Annotated in this window: 12 protein-coding genes; 9 read left to right on the top strand and 3 right to left on the bottom strand. The window is 51.7% G+C overall.

The window, feature by feature from the left end:
- Positions 1-4: 4 nt before the first annotated feature.
- Positions 5-3,562 carry a type VI secretion protein IcmF/TssM N-terminal domain-containing protein gene (locus ACO6UY_RS15950; protein ID WP_422490568.1) on the top strand — a complete coding sequence of 1,186 codons (3,558 nt, stop codon included), beginning with the start codon at positions 5-7 and terminating at the stop codon, positions 3,560-3,562.
- Positions 3,563-3,863: 301 nt separating this feature from the next.
- Here ACO6UY_RS15950 and fabB read toward each other — a convergent pair whose 3' ends face one another.
- Both fabB and fabA read right to left on the bottom strand, forming a co-directional pair.
- A complete protein-coding gene (gene fabB / locus ACO6UY_RS15945; protein ID WP_422490566.1) occupies positions 3,864-5,078 on the bottom strand; it encodes a beta-ketoacyl-ACP synthase I in 1,215 nt (404 codons plus the stop codon).
- Positions 5,079-5,173: 95 nt separating this feature from the next.
- Positions 5,174-5,728 carry a 3-hydroxyacyl-[acyl-carrier-protein] dehydratase FabA gene (gene fabA, locus ACO6UY_RS15940; RefSeq protein ID WP_209201228.1) on the bottom strand — a complete coding sequence of 185 codons (555 nt, stop codon included), beginning with the start codon at positions 5,726-5,728 and terminating at the stop codon, positions 5,174-5,176.
- A 601-nt stretch (positions 5,729-6,329) separates the two neighbouring features.
- Between fabA and ACO6UY_RS15935 the strand changes: the two genes are divergently transcribed.
- From ACO6UY_RS15935 to ACO6UY_RS15915, 5 genes are all read left to right on the top strand, one after another.
- Positions 6,330-7,382 (top strand): NAD(P)H-dependent glycerol-3-phosphate dehydrogenase, encoded by a 1,053-nt coding sequence (locus ACO6UY_RS15935; RefSeq protein WP_422490565.1) that lies wholly within the window; start codon positions 6,330-6,332, stop codon positions 7,380-7,382.
- Positions 7,383-7,423: 41 nt separating this feature from the next.
- A complete protein-coding gene (locus ACO6UY_RS15930; protein ID WP_422490563.1) occupies positions 7,424-7,771 on the top strand; it encodes a DUF4389 domain-containing protein in 348 nt (115 codons plus the stop codon).
- Between the two features lie 3 nt (positions 7,772-7,774).
- Entirely contained in the window at positions 7,775-8,218 is a 444-nt protein-coding gene (gene sixA / locus ACO6UY_RS15925; protein ID WP_422490561.1) for a phosphohistidine phosphatase SixA, read from the top strand.
- Between the two features lie 274 nt (positions 8,219-8,492).
- Entirely contained in the window at positions 8,493-9,734 is a 1,242-nt protein-coding gene (locus ACO6UY_RS15920; protein WP_422467250.1) for an MFS transporter, read from the top strand.
- A 119-nt stretch (positions 9,735-9,853) separates the two neighbouring features.
- Positions 9,854-11,755, top strand: coding sequence for an ATP-binding cassette domain-containing protein (locus ACO6UY_RS15915; RefSeq protein WP_422467248.1), 1,902 nt, complete (start codon positions 9,854-9,856; stop codon positions 11,753-11,755).
- A 204-nt stretch (positions 11,756-11,959) separates the two neighbouring features.
- Here the strand turns inward: ACO6UY_RS15915 and ACO6UY_RS15910 are convergent, their stop codons facing one another.
- Positions 11,960-12,400, bottom strand: a complete 441-nt coding sequence (locus tag ACO6UY_RS15910) for a universal stress protein (protein WP_269674173.1) — start codon at positions 12,398-12,400, stop codon at positions 11,960-11,962.
- 526 nt (positions 12,401-12,926) lie between these two features.
- On the opposite strand from ACO6UY_RS15910, the gene fadB reads away from it, so the two are divergent.
- From fadB to ACO6UY_RS15895, 3 genes are all read left to right on the top strand, one after another.
- Positions 12,927-15,074, top strand: coding sequence for a fatty acid oxidation complex subunit alpha FadB (gene fadB, locus ACO6UY_RS15905; RefSeq protein WP_422448044.1), 2,148 nt, complete (start codon positions 12,927-12,929; stop codon positions 15,072-15,074).
- A 55-nt stretch (positions 15,075-15,129) separates the two neighbouring features.
- Positions 15,130-16,302 (top strand): acetyl-CoA C-acyltransferase FadA, encoded by a 1,173-nt coding sequence (gene fadA, locus ACO6UY_RS15900; protein ID WP_422448042.1) that lies wholly within the window; start codon positions 15,130-15,132, stop codon positions 16,300-16,302.
- 495 nt (positions 16,303-16,797) lie between these two features.
- A complete protein-coding gene (locus tag ACO6UY_RS15895) occupies positions 16,798-18,255 on the top strand; it encodes an LDL receptor domain-containing protein (RefSeq protein WP_422459723.1) in 1,458 nt (485 codons plus the stop codon).
- The last annotated feature ends 280 nt before the right edge of the window (positions 18,256-18,535 follow it).

Below are 18,535 nucleotides of genomic sequence, written 5' to 3'. Positions count from 1 at the left end.
CGTCATGACTAATCCGATCATTATTGTCGCATCGCTGTCGGTATTATTGCTGTCAATGGTCTGGTTTGCCCCCCTGGTCAGCGGTGAGTGGTTAAGCTGGCTTACCGCTGTCTGGCAGTGGGTGCTGTCGTTAATTATTGTGCTGGCCTGCTGTCTGATCCTATGGGTAGTGTTGCGTCGCCAGAAAGCTCGTGGCACCACCGGGCATGCTTTCGAAACAAGCTCTGATGACAGTTCTGCAAGCGGCGTTTCAGAACAGAATAAGGCGCAATATAAACAACAGTTAATGTATGACTGGAACCAGCTCTGGAAAATTCTGAACAGTCGCCATGGCAAAACGCCCTACACCCTGGCCTGGCTGGTGATGATTGGTACTGCAGGTTCCGGTAAATCCAGCTGGTTAATTAATGCCGGTTTTGAAAAGGTGGCCACGGCTTCCCCAAACCGGGTGTCCAGTATCGTATTCTGGCTGAGTGAGCATGCGGTTATCGTTGAACTGGTAGGGCAGTACTATACCCGTGATAAAGAACAGCTGGACGAATTTCTCCTTGATCACCTGCTGGTGCTAGTCCGCAAGAAACGTCCGAGAAGGCCCCTTAATGGCATTCTTGCTGCGCTCTCTACAGAACAGTTGCTTCTGCGTGATCCCAATGGCCTTCTGGAACAGGCCCGGCAGTTGCGGTGGCGGTTACTGTACATTAACCAGCGTTTTGCCAATACCCTCCCTGTCTGGATTTTGCTGACCCAGGCGGATCGGCTGAATGGTTTTATGGAGCTGATCCGTCGTATGAGCAGTCAACGGCAGATGTTGCCTTTTGGGTTTTACCTGAAGGAAGGTTACCATCCTGAACAGTTTCGTGAGGCTTTTGACCTGTGCCACACCGAGCTGTCTGATAAATTGTTTGATTGTCTCCACCCGGAAAAAGACAGTAATGCCCGTCAGGCACAGGTCCGTTATGTTCTGCAGTTCAGCCTGCTGGGTGAACGCCTGCATTTTTTCTGTGATGAGATTTTTCTGCCCCGTTATGGTGTCTCAACACTACAGCTGAAAGGTGTCTGGTTCAGCTCCTGTGGTCAGCATGGCAGTACGATCAACCTGCTGGCTAGGGAGATTGCCCGGTTGCACGGTTTCCGGGCCCAGCCTGTGCAGCCCCAGATCCCTGGCAACCAGAGCTATTTCAGTCAGCAGTTTTTCAATAGAATTCTGTTTAATGATATGGGGAATGTCAGGGAAGATTCCATGGCCAGAAAGTTTTGGCTGGCCCGTATCTATCTGGTGTCAGGGGCTCTTGTTGCCATTCTGGCTGTCGGGCTGAGCTTCTGCTGGTCACAGATAGAATACAATGAACAGCTGCTGGCGCAGCAGAAAATGATCATCAGGGATTACCGGTACTCCATGGAACAGCTGATGGTGTCCTTGAATCAGCCGAAGGCTCTCAACCAGCTGAAGGCTCTCAACCAGCTGAAGGCTCCAAACCAGCCGAAGGCTCCCGGGGATACCATCCCTGTCAGTGATGTGCTGCAACTGCTGGATGGTCTTCAGTTATTGCACCGTATGTACCGGCAGTCTTCCCGGTGGATGTATTATGGAGGACTTCTGGATTGGGAGACAGCGAATGATATCCAGGTTTTTTACCAGCAGCAGCTGCGACACTATCTGTTATCACCCCTGGCCCGGCATCTCCATGACCGTTTGCACAAAGCGTTGAGCCGGCACAGCAAAGGACTGTTTGATGACCTGCAATATTACCTGATGTTGCTTGATCCGAAAGTCCGCAATATCGAGCTGTTGCACCGTCATATCCGGAAATTGCTGCTGCACGATCCGGAGGGTGAGGCAGGCAGGCAGCTTGATAGTCTGCTGACGGATATCTGGCACCTTGAGGGTGACAGGATAACAGCAAGTATTCTCCCGGATCAGGCTTTGATAGAGCGGGCCCGTGAAGCATTGTCAACCAAGCCTCCGGAGCGGCTGGTATACGACCATCTTCGCCGGTTGCCACAATTCAGCGGTACACTGGATACCCGGGATCTGTTTGGTAATGAGTTCGGCACTCTGTTTACGGCTGAAGACGACAGTGGCAATACCAGGATTCCCAGGTTCTATACCAGGAATCTTTATAGCCGTCTGGATCTCTCGGCAAGCTCTCCGATGTTGAAACGGGAAATCATCAGCCTGAACCGGATTCAGAAAGGTGAATCAGAAATATCAGCCATTGAGCTGTCGCGGATCAGTCGACGGGTTCGGGAGTTTTATTTTCAGGATTATATCCGCACCTGGGATAATCTTATCCATCGTATCCGGTTGCAACCGGCCATCAGCCTTGACCAGATTGAGCAGCAAACCAAACTGCTGACCAGAGGGGGCGCGGCACTGCAGGCTCTGGTCAATATGATCACCAGTGAGACATCACTGGCCGAAGAGTCACCAGCCGCCAGTGCAAAGGTTCTGGGTCAGCAGCCCGGAGCAGTACCGCCTGCGGCTATTAAAGCCAACCGTATCCTGAATCAGGCTGCCCGATTGCTGCCAGCCGGGCAAGTGGGAAAAGTGTCCCCGGATAATCCAGCCATTGTCAACCAGGCCTTTGCCGAATACACCGGCTATGCAGCGGACCTGCAAAGTCGGCTCACCCCGGTTCTGGACCAGCTTTTGCAGGAGCTGCAGGACATTAACGGGCATTTTGATCCGGATTTTGCCCTGTATCAGCTGGCAGCAACGGTGATGGGCAATAAGCAGAATATTCTGCAGAGTCTCTGGCATCAGGCCGACAGTGATGATACCCGGGCCGGTCAATGGCTCAACCAGCTGGCGGGAGAGGTCTGGAGCCGTGCCATTGCTGGTGCTGCCCGTTATTGCCAAAGGCGGTGGCAACAGGAGATCTATCCTTTCTGGAGCCAGCATCTGTATTCTCGTTTTCCGTTGGTGACAGACGCGGGCAACGATATTCAGCTCAACGACTTTACTGCGTTCTTTAAGCCCGGTGGGCTGCTGGATGACTTTGCGGCTATCCTGAAACCATTTCTGCAGACGCAACCGGCGCGGCAACCGGGTGTCTGGCATTTAAAAACCGTCAAAGGCCAGCAGTTGCCGGTTAAAGGGATGCTGTTGCAGCAGATGAATCATGCCCAGCGTTTGCAACAGCAGCTGTTTAACCCTGACGGTACGCTTCAGGTTAATTACCGTTTGCGAATGCTTGCCTTGAGTAACCATGCTTCGGAATTTTCCCTCAGGGACAGCAATGGTCGTTTTGTTTATCGCCACGGCCCCATGATCTGGCAAAAACGACAGTGGCCGGGTCCTGAAGAAGAACAGATTAATGTGACTCTGAGTAATGATTCAGTGGTGCTGGCGCAACAACAGTACTCTGGGCCATGGGCCTGGCTGCGGTTTGTTTTTGACGGGCAGCAGTGGCAGAAAAATTATCATGTTGATCTGTTGTTCGGCAGCAAGGAATACCAGACGCGTCTGGAGCTTGAGTTGGAGCGCGGGGGGAACCCGTTCGGGCCGTCATTATATAACAGGATTAAGCTGCCCGGACGTATCATCAGGGCTGATATCTAGTGACTGGTGCATGGTTTCAATGAGTTTGACGTGTTGTCGTGCCTCCGCACTCCGTTCGTCCTGAGCCTGTCGAAGGACCCATAGGGCCTAAAGGCGGAAAATCCAGACTCTGATAGATCGTGCCAAGCACCCTTCGTCCGTACATCCTGAGCGGAGCCGAAGGACGCTCAGGCTGAACGGAGATTGTGCACGTCAAACTCATTGAAACCATGTACTATTGATTGGCTTAACTACTTTATATATGGATAGAAACCAGATCCTCAGGGTCCCGAGGCTGTTGCAAAACCCTGAGAAAAAATGATTACTGGTAACGTTCAAATACCAGGCAGGCGTTGGTTCCACCAAAGCCAAAGCTGTTGGACATAATCCGGTTCAGTTTTTGTTCGCGGGCTTCACCGGTCAGGATGGGCAGATTTTTAGCCGCTTCATCCAGGTTCTGGACATTAGCAGAAGCGGTGATGAAGTTGTGCTTCATCATCAGCAGGCAGTAGATGGCTTCCTGAACGCCAGCAGCACCCAGAGAGTGGCCGGACAGTGATTTGGTGGAGCTGATCACTGGCATCTGGTCGCCAAATACCTCAGTAAGCGCTTTCAACTCGGCCACATCACCAACCGGGGTGCTGGTGCCGTGAGTATTGATGTAATCAATAGGGGCGTTAATGGTTTCCATGGCCATGAGCATACAGCGTGCAGCGCCTTCACCAGACGGAGCTACCATGTCATAACCATCGGAAGTGGCACCATAGCCGGTGATTTCAGCGTAAATTCTGGCACCACGGGCTTTGGCGTGCTCCAGCTCTTCCACCACAATCATGCCGCCGCCACCGGCGATAACGAAGCCATCCCGGTCAGCATCATAGGCGCGGGAAGCCTGCTCAGGGGTGTCATTGTACCTGGTGCTCAGTGCCCCCATGGCATCGAACAGCCCGGTTTGCGTCCAGTGCTCTTCTTCACCACCACCGGCAAAGACGATGTCCTGCTTGCCCAGCTGGATCTGTTCAATGGCATTGCCAATGCAATGCGCGCTGGTGGCACAGGCAGAGGTGATTGAGTAGTTAACGCCCTTGATTTTAAACGGGGTGGCCAGGCAGGCCGAGACGGTACTGCCCATGGTGCGGGTAACCCGGTAGGGGCCGACGCGCTTGACACCTTTTTCTCTCATAATGTCTGCAGAGTCGACAATATTTTCTGACGAAGCTCCGCCAGAAGCCGCAATCAGTCCGGTACGGGGGTTGGAAACCAGGTCTTCAGTCAAACCCGCATCGTCAATGGCCTGTTTCATGGCAATATAGGCATAGGCAGCGGCGTTGCCCATGAAGCGCAGGGTTTTGCGGTCAATAAACTGTTCGAAATCGATGTCTACTGTGCCGGACACCTGGCTGCGGAAACCATGCTCCTTATAGCTTTCGTTGAAGCGAATACCGGAGCGCCCAAGTTTAAGGCTCTCGGCTACCTCATCCTGGGTGATACCCAGGCAGGATGTGATGCCAATCCCTGTAACTACAACACGTTTCATTGATGTCAACCTGAATAGCCTGTTTAAGTCAGAAAAAAACCAGAGTCAGATCCCGGCACTCCCTCCCGTCCAGCGGGCAAGAGGGAACAGGGGAATCAGAAAGCGTCAGTGTTCTGGAAAAGACCTACCCGCAGTCCTTCCGCGGTGTAAATTTCCCGGCCATCAACACTGACTGATCCATCAGCAATGCCCAGAACCAGTTTGCGTGCGATGATACGTTTAATATCAATACGGTATGTTACTTTTTTGCTGGTAGGCAGAATCTGGCCGGTAAATTTTACCTCGCCACTGCCAAGGGCGCGTCCCCGGCCGGGGTTGCCCATCCAGCCCAGGTAGAAACCAACCAGCTGCCACATGGCGTCGAGTCCGAGACAGCCGGGCATGACAGGGTCTCCCGGGAAGTGGCAGGAGAAGAACCAGAGGTCCGGATTGATATCCAGTTCTGCGATGATCTCGCCTTTGCCATAGGCTCCGCCCTGTTCAGAAATGCGAACGATGCGGTCAAGCATCAACATATCAGGGGCCGGTAGCTGAGCATTACCAGCACCAAAAAGCTCGCCCTGTGAACAGCGTAACAAATCTTCTTTGCTGAAAGCTTCTTGCTGGCTAACGGCTTCTTGTCTGAGGCCAGATTTCGATGGTTGCTTCATTCGTTTATTGGTTCCTGGAAGGTCCAGCACCTGCATGGTATCAGGCCAGTGATGACACCCTGGGAGTCTACTTCCCTGCCGATAAGGCATTCACATCAGGGGCCGATGACCCCGCTAAATCCTGACAGTCTTGCAAAATGCATTACTATCGTTCCGGTGATGAACTATACCATTGCTTTTTATCTGTCATAGTGCTGTTGGGCTCTTTGTAACAAAAAGACAACACTGAGCCACTGAAACAGTGGCCAATGATAAGGGGCATAGCATTTTATTACCAGAGAACTGATCAGCGTCAGGCCTTTTGCATCACTGGCGTTATTTGGCAAAGTACCGGCTAAGGCGAAAGAGTCTGTGAAGGCGTAAGGCTTGCATTGCTACACGGGAAGTAAAGGTAATACAGTCAGGAATGGTTTTCTAGCATTGTACAATCGTACAATATTGAGGAGGCTTACCTTGAATCGAAAAAAATTCAGTTTCTCGGACAGCCTCCTGGTAGCTATCTTCTGTGCAACACTTTTTACTGGTGTGATTAAATAAAGCTTTTACCGCAGACCTCAAGAGATGTTGATGCAGTTTTTGCGGATAAAACAGGATTAACTATATGACAGACAGGCCACATGGTACCGCAGCAAATGACGGTACCGGGGAGTATACAATCGCTGTTCTTGGCGGCGGCAGTTTTGGTACGGCTCTGGCTGATATCTCCGCCACCAATGGCCACAGGGTGAAGCTCTGGATGAGAGATCCAGAGCAGGTCAGGAGTATTAATGATGACCATGTGAATGCCAGGTATCTTCCCGAGTTCAGGATTCATCCTTCCGTTAGCGCAAGCACGGATCTGTCGGCGGTGGTCGCTGATGCTGATATCGTTTTTATTGCTATTCCCAGCAAATCTTTCCGGGAGGTGGTCAAAAAAACCAATGGACTGCTGTGTGGCAAGATAGTAATCAGTACCACGAAAGGTATCGAACCCGTTACCTTTGATCTGATGAGTCAGATTCTGCTGGAAGAGCTGGAAAATCCTCGTATCGGTGTCTTGAGCGGACCCAACCTGGCCGGTGAAATCATTGCCAAGGCTCTGACAGCCACGGTGATTGCCAGTGACGATGAAGACCTTTGCCAGATTATACAGTCGGTCTTGCACTGTGATTACTTCAGGGTTTACTCCAACACAGATGTTTATGGTGTTGAATTGGCAGGTGCTTTAAAGAATATTTATGCCATAGTCTCTGGCATGGGAGCGGCACTGGGCATGGGTGAGAATACCAAAAGTATGCTGATTACCCGGAGCCTTGCGGAGATGAGTCGCTTTGCGGTAACGCTTGGCGCTAATCCCATGACATTTCTGGGACTGGCCGGGGTGGGTGATCTTGTGGCTACCTGCACGTCTGACCTGAGTCGAAATTTCCGGGTTGGCTATGCCCTGGGGCAAGGCTGTTCGCTTGATCAAGCTGAGGCGAAACTGGGACAGGTGGCGGAAGGGGTGAACACCCTGAAGCAGGTAAAGCAAAAGGCCGATCAGCTGGGAGTTTATATGCCTCTGGTGGATGGTTTGTACAGCATTATTTTTGAGGGCAATGCCATTGGTGCGCTGGTTAAGGGAATGATGCTGCGGGAGCAGAAAACCGATGTGGAGTTTATGTCCACGCAGTAGCTGAATAATACCTTTTTTAGAGAATATGGGCTTAACAGACTATGGAGAGAAGCGTGATGGATGAGAAAGTGGTTAATAACCTTAAATCAGAGTCTCGTTGGTTGAGGCTGGTCTTTATGGTGGTTTTCGGCGTCGTGGCTTATCTTGCTGCTTTTCTGGTGATGCTGATGGCTATTGTTCAGGCGGTTCACGGGTTTATTATGAGCGAACCCAATGATCGTCTGTTAAAATTCAGTGCCGGAGTGAATCAGTACATTTACCAGATTGCCGGGTTCCTGACCTACAACTCTGATACAAAACCCTATCCATTCTCAGACTGGCCTGCCACTGGTGGAGACAGAGCGTCAGGCGATGATGAGAAAGAACTGAACGGATCGGATAATGATTAAATCATGAAACTTATCATTATGCGCCACGGTCAGGCATCATGGTCTGCCCCTTCGGATAAGGAAAGGGAGCTTACTGAGCAGGGTGTCCGTGAAGTCAGGGATACCGTTGCTTTATTGGCTGCTCAGCGGGTAGATTGTGTGCTTGCCAGCCCGTATCTTCGGGCTCAGCAAACGGCTCATGTCGCGGCAGAGGCGTTTGGGCTCAGGGTTGCAACGCTGGACGAGCTGGAGCCTGATGGTAACCCGGCAAAAGTGCTCGCCGCTCTCCCGGATTCCGGTGTAGTACTATTGGCCAGTCATATGCCCATAGTCGGTTATCTGACCGGTTTACTATGCGACGGAACCCCTAAGATTGGCCCTTCCTTCCAAACCGGCATGGCTCTGGTCCTGGAGGCGGATATTCTTGCTCCCGGAATGGGCAGGGTCATTGAGCGTATTATCCCTTAGCCTCAGAGACTATTGTTGCGCATAAGAACAGCCGTTTACTTTCAGAATTCCAGAGCATTTGCTCTGATTGTGGAAAATATTATTTTTCCCCTGTTTTCGGGCTTTAAGTCTGCCTCTTAAAGCCATTTATGGTTAATAGTTTTAAATTTCTGTCTACTCTGGTGATTTTTTAATGAACTTATTAATTGTCATCTAATCTAACCCTGCTCTGACCCCATGTTGAAGACATTTTATATAGGGAAAGGGTATTAGGGATAGTTAGGGAGTAAGTACGGTGGCGACAAGTTCTATAAGCCTCAGAGGCATTATTATCTGCTCAATAGCAGCATTGTTCTGTTCGTATCAATTCATGCTTCAGGGGGCACCATCGGTGATGGTGCCTCAGTTGATGTCGGCTTTCGATCTTGATGTGGCAGATATCGGCTGGTTAACCAGCAGTTTCCTCTGCTTTTATCTGCTGTTTCAGGTTCCGGGAGGCTACCTGGCAGATCATTGCAATGCCCGGCTATTGCTGGTGGTTTGCTGTGTATTTATGGCGATTGGCTGTTACTGGTTCAGCGTTTCTGAAACCCTGTTGTCAGCCAGTGCATCCCGGGCGTTTATGGGCGTGATGACCTCCCCGGTGATTGTGGTATGCATGAATCTGGCCAGTCGCTGGTTTCCCGAGCGTTATTTTCCAACCCTTGCGGGGGCTATTGAAGCGTTTGGTCTGGCCGGCGGTGGGCTTGGCCCACTGATACTGCCAAATCTTATGGAAGCCTATGGGTGGCAGGGTGCCATGCAGGCCGCCGCCATTTTTGGTGCTGTACTTGCTGCCCTGATTGCCGTGTTTGTGCAAAGTACGCCGCCGGTCTCCGTCAGTGATGCCAGGTTGCATGATGTGACGTGTGGGGGGGGGGCTGAGTCTGCCCCCAGCGAAAAGACGCCATTTGATCGGGCTTCTTTAATCCTGTGCTGTTTGTATGGTTTTGGCCTGTTTGCCGTCATCACCAGTTTTGCTGGTTTATGGGGGATCCCTTTCTTCTATGAGCGTTTTCCCGGCGAGCAGGAAGCGGTGGCTGATATGGTTGCTTTGATTTTTGTCGGTGCCGCTATTGGTGCTCCTCTGCTGGGCTGGCTGGCCTGCCTGGTTGGGTCAATGCGTAAAGTGATGGTGGTTTGCGCTATCGCTTCTCCTGTGTTGTTCAGTTTGCTGATCTTCTGCCCATGTTCCATGATGCTTATGGCCATGATCTGCTTTATGGCAGGGATCAGCAGTGTTGGCTATATGCTGGCATTCTCTGTGGTGAAAAGCATCAGTCCGCCGGAACGGATTGGCGTCCTGCTGGCGATTACCAATGGTTCCATGCTGCTGGCAGGTCCGGTTATGCAGCTGATTATCGGGTTTATCCTGGAAGGGCTCGGGCATGATGGCCTGGGTGCCTTGTCCATTGAGGACTACCAGCTGGCTTTTGTGCCGTTATTGCTTTGTCAGTTGATGGCTTTGATTGTCGCGATTTGTCTGAAAAAACAGTGATACATGCTACCCATTGCCGGTGGTTGGCGTTATTCTAGTTTGTTTTTTTCAACACTTTCGGTTGTTAAACCTTTGCAGGTGCGGATAGCTGGCAAAGGACTTCACCTCCTGGATGGATAATGCCGTTACTTAGATTCGAAAAGGTCAGCCTGGCTTATGGTGACCAACCCCTGCTGGATCATACCGAGTTTCAGATTCGAAAAGGTGAGAGAGTCTGCTTATTGGGCCGCAATGGCGCAGGCAAATCTACCTTGATGAAGCTGGTGTCTGGCACAATCCTGCCTGATGATGGCACCCTCTGGCGTAAGCCTGGTCTGAAGGTAGGGGTTTTGAATCAGGACCTTCCTGACCAGGATGAAAAGAAAGTTTATGATGTGGTCGCCTCAGGCCTTGAGGCGGTTGGTGAACTGATCAGTCGTTACCACACCCTATCCATGAATATCAGCACTGACGCGGATATGAAAGCACTGGAGAAAGTCCAGCAGCAGCTGGAGTCCGTGGATGGCTGGAGCCTCAGCCAGAAGGTGGATACGGTTATTCAGAAGCTGGGGCTTCCGGCGGAAAAACAGATGAAAGAACTGTCCGGTGGCTGGCGTCGGCGGGTGGAACTGGCCAGGGCGCTGGTGGGCGACCCTGATCTTCTGTTGCTGGATGAGCCTACGAACCATCTTGATATTATTGCCATTGACTGGCTTGAGAAACAGCTGAAAGATTTCTCCGGAGCCTTGCTGTTTATTACCCACGACCGATCATTTCTCCAGTCGCTGGCGACCCGCATTATTGAGCTGGATCGCGGGCAGCTCACCAGCTGGGAGTGTGACTATAAAACCTTCCTGGAGCGTAAAGCTCATGCTCTTGAAGTAGAGACTGAGCAAAATGCCCTGTTCGATAAAAAACTGGCGCAGGAAGAGGTGTGGATTCGCCAGGGGATTAAAGCTCGCCGTACCCGTAACGAAGGGCGGGTTCGGGACCTGAAAAAACTCCGGGAGGAGCGTCGTCAGCGCCGTGAGGTGCAGGGCAATGCCAGCTTTGGACTGGAGCAGGGCGAAGCGTCAGGCAAGCTGGTGCTGGAGGCCAAGCATATTGCCCAGTCGTTTGATCAGCATACCGTCATCAACGACTTCAATCTCCGGTTGATGCGCGGTGACAAGATTGGCTTGATTGGTGCCAACGGGGCAGGGAAGTCAACGCTGCTCAGTATCCTTCTGGGCAATCTCAAGCCGGAAGCGGGGTCTGTCAAAATGGGGACCAGGCTTGAGGTGGCTTATTTTGACCAGCTGCGTAATCAGCTGGACCTTGAAAAAACCGTGATTGATAACGTGGCTGAAGGTCGTGAGAGCATCACAATTAATGGCTCAAGCCGACATGTGATTGGCTACCTGGGAGACTTCCTGTTTCCACCCGGTCGTTGTCGTGTGCCGGTCAAGGCGCTCTCCGGTGGGGAGCGAAACCGATTGTTGCTTGCGCGTTTGTTCAGTAAACCCGCCAATTTGCTGGTAATGGACGAGCCTACCAACGACCTTGATGTTGAGACTCTGGAGCTTCTGGAATCCTTGCTGGTGGATTTCACTGGCACTATTCTGCTGGTCAGTCACGACCGGACATTCCTGGATAATGTGGTATCGAGTACTCTGGTGTTTGAACCAGGTGGTCATATCAGTGAGTATGTGGGTGGATTTGATGACTGGTTGCACCAGGGCGGTTCGATCTCCAGCCTGGTAGCGGAACCGCAGGTGGTGAAAAAAGAGGAAAAGGCGAAAGCGCCACCCAGTCAGCCTGAAGCCACCAGCAAGCCGGTGAAAAAGAAACTCAGCTACAAACTGCAGCGTGAGCTTGATGCTTTGCCGGAGGAGATTGAGGCACTTGAAGAAGAGCTGGGTCAGCTGGAAGCTCAAACCGCTGAGTCGAGTTTTTATCAGGGAGATCAGTCCGAAGTCCAGACTGTGCTTAACAGGCTGGCTGAGCTTAATGAGCTGATAGAACAGAAAATGGAACGGTGGGAAGAGTTGGATAATATGTAGGTATTCTCGGTCAGACTCCTAGTGCAGCTAAGCGTTATTACCCGTACACCACGTTCACCCTGAGCGGAGTCGAAGGGTGCTTGGCACGATCTATCAGAGTCCGGAGTTTCCGCCCTTCGACAAGCTCAGGACGAACGGTATGGGTAACAGCGCTTAGCTGCACTAGAGCCACAGATGTTGAATGTGGCTCTTTTGATAACAGGATTAACTGTTTTTACCGACTCTCACTGCCAGTACATCACAACCGGCACCATGAAGGATGCTGGTTGATGTAGAACCTAAAATCAGTGCCAGTCCATGACGGCCGTGGCTGCCAACCACAATCAGGTCAACGTCTGACTCTTCGGCAATCCGGTGAACCTCACGCTCGGGTCGGCCATAGACCACATGCTGTTCACCTTTCTTCAGCTGGATGGAATCGGCCAGGCGGGCGATGCGTTCTCTTGCCTGTTCGGTGATTTCATCCTGCAAGGTGGTGAGGTCGAGAGGTATATCGCTGCCATAGGCAACGCTGAGTGGCTCGACAACATGAACCATGGTCAGTCTCGCCTGGTGTTTTTCGGCAATGGATTTGGCTTTCTCGAGCACCTCATCGGCTTCGTCGGACAAATCGATCGCAACCAGAATATGCTTGTAGAGGCTCATAAGCTGTCTTCCTTCTTGAATAGATGCAAAAAGTGATCCGCCCTGTAACATCTGGATGGCCAGACCGCTGTCGCGATTCCTCAGGATCATCAATAAGATGGATTGAGGAGTTCATGGAGGGCATGAATGCTTCTAAAGTCATGGCATTTCCATTGTAAGGCCTATCCTGGTTTTATTCATCGTTTTATTAGCTGTCTGTCCGGTAATTTTCCATCAGCCATGATCCGGATTCGGAAGTGGCTATTTTCTGGATGAGTAATCTTGTGTAACTGTGTGACAAAGGTGGCATCTTCATGGTGTTTCAGGCTTGACTTTAAATACTAATTCACAGAAGGTAGGCACTAAATTCAAACAGTCGTATGAATTTGCTGGGATGCACTTGGTAAAGACCAGGGTCAAGTCAGGAAGTAAAGCAATAATAATCAGATAGCTGCCATAGTTCATGTAACACTCGCATCAGCCCTGTGAAAGGTTGGTCGCCGCAGTATGGTTAGCCTGTCTATCTTCAATCCGAAAGGAGAAGTTCATGATCTACCAGGGGAAGGCATTCAGGGTTTTGCCTGTGGAAGATGGTATCGCCGAACTGCAGTTCAATCTCGAAGGCGAAAGTGTCAATAAGTTCAGTCACTCTGCTATTGAGGATCTGGATGCTGCGCTGGAGGCCATCCGTGCTGACGAAACGGTTAAAGGCCTTATTCTCACCAGTGGTAAGGATGTATTTATCGTTGGTGCTGATATCAATGAATTCACCCAGACCTTCAAGCAGGATGATGAGACATTATTGGCCGGAGTGATGGCGGTCAATAAGGTCTTCTCCGGTTTTGAAGATCTTGACATACCAACAGTCGCTGCCGTGAATGGCATTGCCCTGGGAGGCGGTTTTGAGATCTGCCTGTGTGCCGATTACCGGGTTCTTTCCACAGCGGCCAAGGTTGGCTTGCCGGAAGTCAAGCTGGGTATCTATCCGGGCTGGGGTGGTACCGTCAGGTTGCCAAGGTTGATTGGTGCGGATAATGCCGTTGAGTGGATTGCCAGTGGCAAAGAGTATCGCCCCGATGCCGCGCTGAAAGCAGGAGCCGTTGATGCAGTGGTTGCGCCTGAGAAGCTGAAAGATTCCGCGGTAGCCCTGGTGCGTCGCTGCCTGGATGGTGAACTGGATTATCAGGCCAGAAAGCAGGAGAAGAAAGGCAAGCTGAAACTGCCGCCGATTGAATCGATGATGGTGTTTGAAACCTCATCTGCCGTGGTAAAACAGCAGGCCGGGCCACACATGCTGGCACCGATAGCGGCCGTCAAAACCATCCAGAAACATGCCTTCATGGACCGTGACAAGGCCCTTGAAGTAGAAGCCAAAGGGTTTCTTAAACTGGCCAAGTCTTCAGTGTGTAATGCCCTGGTTGGCCTGTTCCTGAACGATCAGTTCCTTAAGAAAAAAGCCAAAGAGTCCGCCAGTATTGCCGCTGAAACCAATAAGGCTGCGGTGTTGGGTGCGGGCATTATGGGTGGTGGTATCGCCTATCAGTCTGCCCTGAAAGGTACGCCCATCCTGATGAAAGATATCAATCAGGAAGGTCTGGACCTTGGTCTTTCCGAAGCCACCAAACTCCTCTCCAAGCGGGTTTCCCGGGGGCGGATGGATGCCGGCAAAATGGGCAGTGTACTGAATAAGATTGTACCTACGCTGTCCTATGGTGATTTCGAGGGCGTCGATGTTGTTGTTGAAGCCGTTGTGGAAAATCCCAAGGTCAAGAAAGCCGTTCTGGCCGACGTAGAAAACCAGGTGTCAGAGAACGCTGTTCTGACGTCCAACACCTCCACTATTTCCATCAATGAACTGGCCAGGGACCTGAAACGTCCGGAACAGTTCTGTGGCATGCACTTCTTTAACCCTGTTCATGCGATGCCATTGGTTGAGGTTATCCGTGGCGAGAAGACCAGTGATGCCACCGTAGCCACCGTGGTTGAGTACGCCCGCAAGATGGGTAAAACGCCGGTGGTGGTTAATGACTGCCCTGGGTTTATGGTGAACCGTGTCCTGTTCCCCTACTTTGGTGGCTTCGCTGGCTTGCTCCGTGATGGTGCCGATTTCCAGCAGGTGGATAAGGTCATGGAGCGCTTTGGCTGGCCAATGGGCCCTGCCTATCTTATGGATGTGGTGGGTATTGATACCGGTAACCATGGTCAAAGCGTCATGACTGACGGGTATCCGGATCGCATGAAGCGCGACTTCAAAACCGCTGTTGATGTGTTGTATGAAAACCAGCGCTATGGCCAGAAAAACGGTGCCGGTTTCTATAAGTACGAACAGGATAAAAAAGGCAAGCCGAAGAAGGTGGTCGATGAGGCGGTTTATGGCCTGTTCAGTGAGGTGTGTGCTGAGCAAAAACCTTTTGACGATGAGGAAATCATCGCCCGCATGATGGTCCCACTGTGCATGGAAACCGTTCGTACCCTGGAAGATGGCATTGTTGATTCCGTCGCTGAAGCGGATATGGCACTGATTATGGGTATTGGCTTCCCTCTCTTCCGTGGTGGTGCCCTGAAGTATATTGACACCATAGGTGTGGCGGAGTTTGTCGAGCTTGCCGACAAGTACGCTCATATCAGCCCACTGTATGCGCCCACTGACAAACTTCGGGAAATGGCTCGTGAAGGTAAGACCTTCTACGGTTGATGGGTCTGTCTTACGTTATTGAACCATTTTCAGGGACTATAAAAGAGAGAATATCATGAGCCTGAATCCAAGAGATGCTGTAATTGTTGACTACGGGCGTACCCCCATGGGTCGTTCCAAGGGCGGCATGTATCGTAATGTCCGTGCTGACAACCTGTCTGCCGAGTTGATTACCGGCGTACTTAACCGCAATCCTGAACTGAACCCGGCTGAGGTGGAAGATGTCATCTGGGGTTGCGTCAACCAGACCCTGGAGCAGGGTTGGAATATCGCCCGAATGGCATCGCTGATGTCACCCATTCCCAATACTTCCGCAGGCCAGACGGTCAGCCGTTTGTGCGGATCCTCCATGAGTGCCCTGCAGACAGCCGTTCAGGCAATTCAGACCAATAACGGTGATGTCTTTGTGGTCGGTGGTGTCGAGCACATGGGGCATGTGGGCATGATGCACGGGGTTGACCCGAATCCAAGGTTGTCCAAATACGGTGCCAAGGCTGCCGGTATGATGGGCCTGACCGCAGAAATGCTGGGCAGTATGCACGGCATCAGCCGCCAGGCACAGGATGAATTTGGTGCCCGGTCACACCAGCGGGCCTGGGCTGCCACCGAAGCGGGTAACTTCAAAGATGAAATTATCCCGATGCAGGGGCATGATGCAGACGGCAACCTTCGTCTTTTCACTCAGGACGAAACCATTCGTCCGGAAACAACGGTAGAAGCCCTGTCACAGCTTAAGCCTGCATTTAACCCCAAGGGGACAGTGACCGCAGGAACATCTTCACAGATTACCGATGGCGCTTCCTGTATGATCGTGATGTCTGCCCAGCGGGCCAAGGATCTTGGTCTGCAGCCCATGGCGGTGGTCAGGGCCATGGCAGTTGCCGGAGTTGACCCTTCCATTATGGGTTATGGACCGGTTCCCAGCAGTAAGAAAGCCCTCAAGCGTATCGGCCTGACCATTGATGATATTGATCATATCGAGCTGAATGAGGCGTTTGCTGCCCAGGCACTGCCCGTCCTGAAAGACCTTAAAGTGCTGGATAAGATGGAGGAAAAGGTTAACCTCAATGGTGGTGCCATTGCGCTCGGTCATCCCTTTGGCTGCTCCGGTGCCCGAATTTCCGGAACGCTGCTGAATGTGATGAAACAGAATGGCGGCACCCTGGGGCTGGCAACCATGTGTGTTGGTCTTGGTCAGGGTATCACTACCATTTTTGAAAGGGTTTGAACGGCGTTTTGAGGCGTCTGTTTTAATCACTTTCTATTACCATACATAAGCCCGGTTTTGTCCGGGCTTTTTTGGTCAACGGTCTAGTATGTGGTTTCAATGAGTTTGGCGGATTGTCGTGCCTCCGCACTCCGTTCGTCCTGAGTGCTGAGCTTGTCGAAGCATCGAAGGACCCATAGGGCCTAAAGGCGGAAACTCCGGACTCTGATAGATCGTACCAGGCACCCTTCGACTCCGCTCAGGGTGAGCGGAGATTGTACACGTCAAACTCATTGAAACCATGTACTAGTCTCCCACCCTCCCCTTGGGAATGCATACCGAACCTTTTTGCCAATGTAGAACCCCATTTTTCCTGTTTTATAAGATTCTTACGCAACCCCGTTGTAAGTAATTCAAACGGTTCTTTTAACTGCCTGAGTCTTGTCTATCCTTGCCTTATTTTGCGAGGTAATCACTATGATATTCCAACCTGCTGTTCAGTCCACAGGCGCACCCATGGCTTCTGGCTCCGTACCCGATCAGCCAACGGAAAGTGACGGGCTATTTGCCGGGTTTTTAAAGGTCGCCCCTTGGCGCGTTCCGATCCTGTTTTTGCGGTCGCTTCATCCCGGTTATATTCCTCCCGGGACGCAGCCGTCGGCGCAACCGGATGAAGGTCCGATCTTCACTTTTGGCAGCCCCGATGGGCAGGACAGTAGCTTTTTCCAAGGGGTTGAGCTGGGTGCCCGGCTGGTGTCGCCTTATACTGTGCTGCCAGCAGAGATCAGCACGATGCTGGAGGGCATTGTCACCCTGTCCGCAGCGACCCGGCTCAAGTATCTTTTGGGCGCTTTTGGGGCGACGAAAGGTTCGCTACCAGAGCAAAGCCGGGCAGACAGCCCGGTGGATGGCTCCCCAACAAACGACAAAGGAAGGAAAAAAAAGACATCGCAACAAGTACGACAACGGACCAGCCCACCAGCCATCGCCTCCGTCCGGACTGGCCCGCTACCGAAAGCCGCCGTGGCGCTGGGTGTCCTGTCCGGCCTGACCGCTGTGGGTGCACAAGTCGCAACACCAGAAGAGAATACAACGTCTGCACATACTGTAACTTCCGCCCCAGCCACAGAGCCTCAGGCGGCATGCGCTGTTAATCAATTCCGCTGTGACAACGGCCAATGCATTAGTAACAAATATCGATGTGATGGAAGTTCTGAAGATCCTGAGGTGGAATGTACTGATGGCTCCGATGAATATAACTGCACACAGGAGGAATGTAACAACTTAAAGCGTTTTATTTGTGATAACGGGCGGCAATGTTTTTCTGACAGCTCTCGATGCGATGGTTATTTCGAGTGTGATGATGACTCCGATGAAAAGAACTGCACAGAGGGTGAATGTAGCAACTTAGGGCGGTTTATTTGTAATAGCGGCGAATGTCTTCCTGCCTATTATGAATGTGATAGCGTTGAAGATTGTGATGATGGCTCGGATGAGCGGGCGGAGTTATGCAACCCTGTATCTTCCAGCCCTACGCCGCCAATAGTCACGGCCACACCCTCACCGGTGACAGAAACGATGGCGACGGCGTCGAACACTACCATGGAAGTTACCAACCTGCCGGGGGGTACCATTGCGCTGCCTGCCAGTGCGGCACCGCTGGCGAGTTCCCTGGGTACTGGTGCAATAGCCGGTATCGCCTTGGGGGCTTCTGCCTTTGTGCTGGCAGGTGTATGCATCTATCGTCATTGTTATCGCAGGTCATCCGCTGCCGATGACCCGCAGGAGCTGGTGACCATCAATACTGTGGGTCAGGCACAACAGGCGATTGGTCAACCGATAATAGAAGCCGCCAGGAGTGAGGCAAGAGAGAAACCTTTCGGTGAAGATACTGGCATATATGAATATGTTGATATTAGTAATTCCAGCAGAATGAGAACTGCTATAGATCATTACAAGGAGTCTAAGGTGTAAACCTTGTATCAGGGGACCCGTCGGCTGACTCATTTTGCAGTCCAGGTCCTATCCCCAGGCTTTTTCCTGTTTTATACGATTTTTGCGCTTTGCCCGTTGCGAATAATTCAAACGGTTCTTTTTGATGCCTGAGTCTTGTCTATCCTTGCTTCATTTTGCGAGGTAATAACTATGATATCCCAACCTGCTGTTCAGTCCACAGGCGCACCCATGGCTTCTGGCTCCGTACCCGATCAGCCAACGGAAAGTGACGGGCTATTTGCCGGGTTTTTAACGGTCG

Source organism: Endozoicomonas sp. ALE010, from assembly GCF_049310165.1.
In the GTDB taxonomy this organism is placed as follows: Bacteria; Pseudomonadota; Gammaproteobacteria; order Pseudomonadales; family Endozoicomonadaceae; genus Endozoicomonas.
The sequence above is the reverse complement of the archived record's forward strand: the minus strand, read 5'-3'. Positions and strand labels throughout refer to the sequence as shown.